This is a genomic window from Kitasatospora sp. NPDC022785, from assembly GCF_055561295.1.
In genome coordinates, this window is record NZ_JBVHHB010000064.1 from 1 (window position 1) to 2,521 (window position 2,521).

Sequence of the window (2,521 nt, forward strand, 5' to 3'; positions counted from 1 at the left end):
CCTAATTCGTTGATAGCGGATCGGTGGAGCCAGGGGGCTGCTGTCAGTCCGTTCGAATGCCGAGGTCGTGACGCCTCGCGCCACCCGGGCCAGCGAGGCCTTCGGATAGATCGGCGCGCGGCCCCAGTGTTCGTGGTGGTGGCGGCCGCGTGGGCGCCGGGCGGATGCCTACGGGATTCCGGGCCTTGAGGCCTACATCAAGAGCGGCGACGTCCGGCGTCTCCGTGACCGTCACCACCGTCAACACCCAGCTCTTGATCACTCGTTGGTGTTGGTGGTGCGAGCCCGCCGCACGGTGACCTCTCGAATTGCCCGAGCTGCCGAGCTCCCGCAACAGACCGGGGCCCGTGCGGCGCGCTGGTGCCACGAACGGCTAGTGAGGTGGCGGACCGGCCGGTGGCCGAGTCCTGGAATTAGGTCGCTGCGTGGCCCGCATGTGCTCGTGACCAGCACAAACACCGCGCCCCAGGGAGGGAACAACTTGATCTACTGCGGCATCGACTGGGCCGAGCGGACGCACGACGTCGCCCTGGTCGACGACAGCGGCCAGCTGCTGGCCAAGCGGCACATCACCGACGACGCGGCCGGCTACAAGCTGCTGCTGGACCTGCTCGCCGAGTACGGCGACACCGAGGACACCCCAATCCCTATCGCCATCGAGACCTCCCGCGGCCTGCTGGTCGCCGTCCTGCGGACCGGCAAGCGGAAGGTCTTCGCGATCAACCCGATGGCCGCCGCCCGCTACCGCGACCGCCACGCCGTCTCCCGCAAGAAGTCCGACCCCGGCGATGCCCTGGTCCTGGCCAACATCCTGCGCACCGACATGCACGCCCACCGGCCGCTGCCCGACGACAGCGACCTGGCCCGTGCCGTCGCCGTCCTCGCCCGCGCCCAGCAGGACGCCACCTGGAACCGGCAGCAGATGGCCAACCAGCTCCGCTCCCTGCTGCGCGAGTACTACCCGGCCGCCCTGGCCGCCTTCGAGCCGTGGAAGAACGGCCTGTGCCGCCCCGAGGCCCGCGAGATCCTCAAGACCGCCCCGACCCCGGCGAAGGCCGCGCAGCTGACCCGCACGCAGCTCGCCTCCGCCCTCAAGCGGGCCGGCCGCAAGCGCGGCATCGACGCCGAGGCCGACCGGCTGCGAGAAGTCTTCCGCGCCGACTGGGTCCGCCAGCCCCCGCTGGTCGAGGACGCCCTCGGTCGGCAGATGCTCGCCATCCTTGGCCAGCTCACAGCCGCCTGCACCGCCGCTGACGACCTCGCCCAGGCCGTCGAGGAGGTGTTCCCGCAGCACCCGGACGCCGAGATCATCTGCAGCTTCCCCGGCCTCGGCACCCAGCTCGGCGCCCGGGTCCTCGCCGAGATCGGCGACGACCGCGAACGCTTCGCCGACGCCCGCGGCCTCAAGGCATACGCCGGCGCATCCCCCGTCACCCGGGCCTCCGGCAAGAAGTCCAGCATCACCCGCCGCTGGGTGAAGAACGACCGGCTCAACCACGCTGGCTACCTCTGGGCGTTCTCCGCGATCACCGCCTCGCCCGGCGCGAAGGCCCACTACCGGCGACGCCGAGACGACCACGGCGACTGGCACGCCGCCGGTCAGCGCAACCTCTTCAACCGTATGCTCGGCCAGCTCTACCACTGCCTCAAGGCCCGCCGCCTCTTCGACGAGCACGCCGCCTTCCCGGCCCCACCGATCGCGGTTGCCGCCTAGCGGCTCAGGCGTCCAGTTCCGCCACGTTGAGGCAGGCCTCAAGTGAGGCGCGCCCGCGCGGGGACAGGTGGTCGCCGAGTGGGGTCTGCCGCGGGCTGTGGTCGCCGTCGCAGATCCAGCTCCGCTCGTCCGCATCGAACGACCACGGCTGGGCGCCCCACATCGGGTGGCCTCCGAGCAGGCGCCGGGCCAGCGGCTCGCATCCGTCGGGGGCGCCGTGGGCGATCAGCGCCTCGACGACAGCGTCCACGGCCTCGGCCGGGGCCGCAGAGTCGCCCAGCGCCGGCAGGAGCAGCAGCAGACGGGCATGTGGATCGCTCACCCCGACCGCTCCGCCCGGGGAGGGGAGGATCGCGGCGAGCTCCGGCCAGCACAGGCCCGGACCGGTGCGGTCCTGGTCCGTGCTGGCCAGGACCGCGTCGGGGCTGCCCGGGTGGACCAGGAAGTAGTCCGTGCTCGTGTACTCCTCGCCGCTGTTGTAGTGCACGACGATCGAGAACCCGTCCTCCAGCGGGACCGTGAACATCGGCCAGGCCGACCTGTCGTGCAGGCGTTCCAGCATGGCGCCGGCATCACCGGCGTCCGCGCCGAAGGCCTCCGGCGACTCGCCGTCGCACAGGTCGACCAGGTGCGCGGCCCAGAATCCCGGCTCGCCCAGCAGCGGGAGGCCGTCCACAACGGGAGCCGAGGAGTACCAGTGCCGTGCCATCGCCATACCGCGATTCTGGCGTACGAAGATCAGCTCTGTTCGACCGCCCCACGCTCCACCCGGCCACCGACTTGACGGCTTGGCGCCGTGAGGTGTCT

The 2,521-nt window shown here is 71.4% G+C and carries 2 protein-coding genes; one reads left to right on the top strand and one right to left on the bottom strand.

Annotated features, from left to right (window positions below):
* The first annotated feature begins 481 nt into the window (after window positions 1–481).
* Entirely contained in the window at window positions 482–1,714 is a 1,233-nt protein-coding gene (locus ACZ3YO_RS39820) for an IS110 family RNA-guided transposase (RefSeq protein ID WP_465579177.1), read from the top strand.
* A gap of 4 nt (window positions 1,715–1,718) precedes the next feature.
* Here the strand turns inward: ACZ3YO_RS39820 and ACZ3YO_RS39825 are convergent, their stop codons facing one another.
* On the bottom strand, window positions 1,719–2,429 hold the full coding sequence (locus ACZ3YO_RS39825; protein WP_465579175.1) for a hypothetical protein: 711 nt from the start codon (window positions 2,427–2,429) through the stop codon (window positions 1,719–1,721).
* Window positions 2,430–2,521 lie beyond the last annotated feature (92 nt).